The following is a 4570-nucleotide window of genomic DNA, read 5'->3' as shown; positions in this document are numbered from 1 at the left end:
ATTACTGCTCTGCCGAACCTTTATATCAGAGGCTTACGCTATTTTCAGACGTTGCCATAGAGCCGTTTTCTTTTTGTGTAACCGCTCTATCCTGCTGTTTTTGAGAAACTATGCGACCTACTGAGATCCCAGAGAGCCAATGTTTCTTCAAGAAACTTAATGAAATCATATTTTCCCGCCGGCGCCCCGTCGCCGGGTAGTGGCCCTAATGCGTTAGGCCCCGCGAGACCGGAGAACATGTCGCGGTAGGCTACGATGATATCGATTAGGCCCGGTTTCCCGCCAAGCGATTCACGCTCGGCCGCGTCGGTGGAAAAAAAGCTCTCGAGGCCTGGCGCTTCGAGGTCCCAATCGACCATGACCACTTTCAGACCTTGCCGCCGGAACCACTCCGCCACGTTGGCCAACGCCATTGATCGACCGACGCCCCCCTTGTAAGAGTAGAAGGTGACGATCATCGGGGAGCGCCCTGTCGGATGAAAGAGGACCGACGTGACGCGGCAGGCTTCATGACCAGATCGCTGGCCGCCATAAGGAGATGACGGCGAATATCGTCCCCATCGATTGCATTCCAGACGAATTGCGCTGCCAAACGCCGTTTCGGCGGAACGCTAGGGCGAAAATAGTCATCGAAGCATGGCGTGCCCTGATTGCCTAGGGCATGTTTGATGGCTGCAATCCGGCGAGGCACAGAATAAGGAGGCAGAACCACAATAACCATATGCGGATTAGCAAAACAGTCCTGAAAACATACCAGGCGATGAAAAATATCGGGATGGTAAATTGCGACCGGATCAACGATCAATAGCGATAGTTCCCCAGACAGGAAATCAGCTTTTACGAATCGGCTCACGACAGCGGGGCGAGCCCAGAATTCGTCATCTGGTTCACGCCATGCGACGTGACGTCGGGGGATCGCGTTTTCGATTTCGATGCGGACGTTTGCCAGCAGGTCAGTGATCGCCTCCTTCCCGGCCAACGGTCGCCAATCATCTCGTGTTGAACCGTACTGCAAAGCGAGATCTGACAACGAGACGCCATAATCAGTCTCAATCCATTGCAAGCGATCTGGTGATATCTCGTGTAATTGCTCGCACGTCAAGGTCAACACGACCAGAGGAATGGACAGAGGGCGGGCATCAGGCTCTAATCCCTTGAGGATCTCTGCCATTACTTGGCCCCAGACCGCATGAGACTCGCGTGAATCTGTGCCTCCCAGTCATCACCCGCGCGCAGCGATTGGTTATCGAAGAAGGTCGAAAAGCCCCTGCCCGCACCGGTCAGCGAGTCATTCAGACGTTTCGCCCAATCACCGTCAGTATGAGAATAAGAAATAAAGATGTCGTGATTGAACAATCCGGTCCTCGCTCTGCCTGTCTAAGCATTTGATATGATTGAAGCTAAGCAGCGAATCAATCCGGCGGTGGCGCGCGGTCGCAAGCTCGCTGCTAGGGAGACGCTGATTAATTTGTTGCGGCACGGCTAACCCGTTGATAAAAGCAGCCACGATTTAACATAATATGAATAAATCAGCGTTTCCCTAGGGCACCGGCATCCACAGGTCCTACAGACGGATACTGATCGCGTCGAAGGGCGCAACCGTCACCGCCGCGTTGCCGGCATAGCGTCCGATGTCCTGCCAACCGCCCCCAGCCAGGGCGTAGGCCTCCAGCGTCCGGGCAAGTGGGTCGATCAGCCAGGCATAGTCCACGCCGAACCGGGCGTAGATCGGCATCTTGATGGTGCGGTCCTTCCGCTCGGCCGAAGGGGACAGGATCTCGCAGACCCAATCCGACACCACCTCGATGCGATGACCCAGCGTCGGGCGGGGCATCCGCTCCCGCCGCCAGCCGGCCAGGTCCGGGACATCGACCTCGGCGTCGCGGATGAAGTGCAGTTCCGGTTCGTCGATGATCCACCAACCGCCGGGGCCGCCCTGCCCTTTTTGGAAGGGGCCGACGAGTTCGTCACCCAGGGATGACGCGGCCAGGGCATGGGGCCAGGCCGGACGCGGCTGGGTGTAGAGCCGACCGTCGAGGTTCTCCCCGGTCAGATTCACGGGCAGGGCGGCGAGCTGTTCATAAAGGGTGGGCCTGGTCTGCGCATGCATGGCAATCGGTTACTCGCAATCGGCTGTCCGGTGGACATTATCGACCGCGGAAGGCCACCACGTCACGCTCGCCCGACGCGCCTACATGGGCGCTTCCCGGACCACATGCCGCCTGGCGGCGGCTCGCCGACAGGCTGTCGGCGCTCCCGCTCACCCGAAGCGCCCATGCAGATACCAGTCGCCGCGGCCCCGCAGCTCGCGGTAGACCCACAGGCGCTCGCCGCGGCGGCTGGTGGCGACGAAATAGTCGCGCGCCACCGGGCGGTCGTCCCACCAGCCGGTGTCGATGCGCTCGCGCTCCTGGCCCAGGTCGAGTGCGCCGTTGAGCCAGGGGCGGCCGGCGCGCTGCGTGAGCGGCTGGGGTTGCGGCAGGAGCCACAGTGGCCGGTTCGCGCGGGGGATGCCGCGGCTCAACTCGCCGGGCTCGGCCCAGCGCCAGGCATGGTCGGGGCGGTGGTCGGCCACCAGGGCGAGGCCACGCACGGCGTCCGGTCCCAGGCGGGCGCGCAGGCGGTCGAGCAGCGCGGGGCCGCCTGAGGCGTCGGCGGTGGCGCCGGGAAACAGGTCACCGGCGGTGGGGTTCAGGGACCGCAGATCGGTCGCCACAAGCCCGACCGCGCGCACCGGGGCCGGCAGGTCCAGGCGCTCCAGGTGCCCGCGCAGCAGCTCCAGCCAGCGTTCCGGGTCGGCCAGGGGCGCGATGGCCCCCAGGTGCAGATGGGTGTCGGGGCAGCGCGCATGACCCAGGCGCCAGTCGAGCCGCTGCACCCCGGCCTGGCGCCCGAGCAGGAGGCCGCCCAACTCGGCGAGCAGGCGGCGGCAGGGAAAGACCAGGGCCGGCGCCAGCTCCACCTCCGCCGGCAGCTCCAGAACACCGCGATACTCGGCCGGGGGCGCGAACGGCAGGCGTGGGTCCGGGGCCTCGCCGAGCAGGCGCTCCAGCCAGTCCACCCGCCGCGGTCCCAGGCGGGCGCGCAACCCCGCCCGCGGCAGGCGCAGCAGGTCGGCGACCCGGCGCAGGCCCATGGCGGTGAGGTCGTCCAGTTCGCGGGGGCGCAGACCCAGGGCGGCCAGGGGCAAGGGATCGAGCGCCGCGCGTAGCGCTGCACCGTCGGGGATGATCGGGCCGTCCGCCCCCTGGTGGATCGCCAGCACCAGGGCGCCCAGGGGCGTCGGCGCCAACGCGAGGCGACCCTGATAGCCGAGCGCGGCAACCCCCTCCCCCACCTGCCCCAGCAAGGCGCGCGCCCCGCCGAAGAGGCGCAGGCTGGCGGCCACGTCCAGCAGCAGTGAACGGGGCGGCGCCAGGCTGACCAGGGAGGTACAGCGCATCGACCAGGCGGCCAGGCGTTCCAGTGCCGCGCGCTCCGCCGCCGGGCGCCGGGCCTGTATCCGCAACGCTGCGCACAGGGCCCGGGCGGCGCCGACCTTGAGCCCCGGGCGGATGCCCTGGGCGGCGGCGGCCGGGTTGCAGTTCAGGATGCGCTCGCCGCCGATGGCGAGCGGCAGATCATCGGCACAGGCCCGCCCCAGGACCTCCAGGGGTAGGTGGGGAAGATAGAGCGCCAGCCAGCGCATTACCCTAAGCCTGGCAATGGCTCACGCCAAGGCGCCAAGCTCGCCAAGAAAAACAATATGATCGGCCAGGCGCCCAGAGCACCCGTCGGGCGACTGGCGCGACGCCGATAACGCAGTGAAAAGCCTTGGCGAGCTTGGCGCCTTGGCGTGACAACGGCCCTTTCTAGCATGACGGCAGGCTCAGGACCGCCCCGGCGCGGCCGCCGCGCTGTTTGAGGACCGTCACCCGGTAGCCGGTCGGGGCTGGCTGCACCCGCAGACGCAGGGGGGCGGGCGACGGCGCGCGAGCGGCGTCCGGGTCGCGGAACAGGAAGGCCAGTGCGTCCCCGGTGGCGGCGGCCAACTGGAGCCGGCGAAGTTGAGTGCCGTCCCAGCGCCCGCCCCAAACCAGCACCGCCGCACAGGCACGGGAGCGCAAGCCCTGCTCGGCGGCCCAGGCGCCCCGCGCCCCGGCGTTCACCACCACCAACCGCTCCAGGGCGACGCCGCGGGCGGCCAGGGCCGGGGCGAAGGGGGTCAGTGGCGGGTCCACCAGCACCAGCCAACGGGACTGGAGCCGGGCCAGGGCCGGCAGGACCAGACCGAACCCGTCGCCAGGCCAGTCCCCGAGCAATTCGGTAAGGCTGCCGGGCGGCCAGCCGCCCCCGCTGAGCGCCTGGTCCAGGGCGGCGAGCCCGGTGGGCACCCCCGCCGGGACCCGGCCACGGGCCACCTGACCCTGCCAGAGGTCGGTGCGCCGCCCACACGGCAAATCCGTTCTAGCCCGCCGTGGCTGGCCGTCCCCGCCGACGGCGGGAATTTTCGGTCATGCCCAGGTAGTCGAACACCAGGCGGACGTTGCGTGCCAGGCGCTGGATGGTGGCGGCGACGGTGTCGCGGGAT

Annotated in this window: 6 protein-coding genes; all 6 read right to left on the bottom strand. The window is 66.7% G+C overall.

The window, feature by feature from the left end; genetic code table 11:
• Positions 1 to 86 precede the first annotated feature (86 nt).
• The 6 genes from QZX93_RS14980 to imuA all read right to left on the bottom strand — a co-directional run bounded on the left by QZX93_RS14980 (position 87) and on the right by imuA (position 4439).
• Positions 87 to 458, bottom strand: coding sequence for a P-loop NTPase (locus QZX93_RS14980; RefSeq protein ID WP_295393466.1), 372 nt, complete (start codon positions 456 to 458; stop codon positions 87 to 89).
• Complete coding sequence (locus tag QZX93_RS14975; RefSeq protein WP_295393468.1) at positions 455 to 1171, bottom strand: hypothetical protein; 717 nt, start codon at positions 1169 to 1171, stop codon at positions 455 to 457. Before QZX93_RS14975 ends, QZX93_RS14980 begins: the two co-directional genes overlap by 4 nt.
• Positions 1171 to 1356, bottom strand: coding sequence for a toll/interleukin-1 receptor domain-containing protein (locus tag QZX93_RS27390; RefSeq protein WP_366760449.1), 186 nt, complete (start codon positions 1354 to 1356; stop codon positions 1171 to 1173). Before QZX93_RS27390 ends, QZX93_RS14975 begins: the two co-directional genes overlap by 1 nt.
• A 208-nt stretch (positions 1357 to 1564) precedes the next feature.
• Positions 1565 to 2110 (bottom strand): Uma2 family endonuclease, encoded by a 546-nt coding sequence (locus tag QZX93_RS14970; RefSeq protein WP_295393470.1) that lies wholly within the window; start codon positions 2108 to 2110, stop codon positions 1565 to 1567.
• Positions 2111 to 2260: 150 nt separating this feature from the next.
• The gene (locus tag QZX93_RS14965) at positions 2261 to 3688 is read right to left on the bottom strand and encodes a DNA polymerase Y family protein (protein ID WP_295393472.1); all 1428 of its coding nucleotides are present in this window, start codon (positions 3686 to 3688) and stop codon (positions 2261 to 2263) included.
• Positions 3689 to 3851: 163 nt separating this feature from the next.
• Positions 3852 to 4439, bottom strand: coding sequence for a translesion DNA synthesis-associated protein ImuA (gene imuA / locus QZX93_RS14960; RefSeq protein ID WP_295393474.1), 588 nt, complete (start codon positions 4437 to 4439; stop codon positions 3852 to 3854).
• Between the last annotated feature and the right edge of the window lie 131 nt (positions 4440 to 4570).

It is taken from the genome of uncultured Thiodictyon sp., assembly GCF_903946935.1.
Classification (GTDB): Bacteria; Pseudomonadota; Gammaproteobacteria; order Chromatiales; family Chromatiaceae; genus Thiodictyon.
Note: the sequence above shows the minus strand (reverse complement) of the source record. Positions and strands in the feature narration are given on the sequence as shown.

Coding starts and splice junctions, on each gene's coding strand:
- QZX93_RS14980 (WP_295393466.1), bottom strand. CDS start 458: ATGATCGTCACCTTCTACTCTTACAAGGGGGGCGTCGGTCGATCAATG.
- QZX93_RS14975 (WP_295393468.1), bottom strand. CDS start 1,171: ATGGCAGAGATCCTCAAGGGATTAGAGCCTGATGCCCGCCCTCTGTCC.
- QZX93_RS14970 (WP_295393470.1), bottom strand. CDS start 2,110: ATGCATGCGCAGACCAGGCCCACCCTTTATGAACAGCTCGCCGCCCTG.
- QZX93_RS14965 (WP_295393472.1), bottom strand. CDS start 3,688: ATGCGCTGGCTGGCGCTCTATCTTCCCCACCTACCCCTGGAGGTCCTG.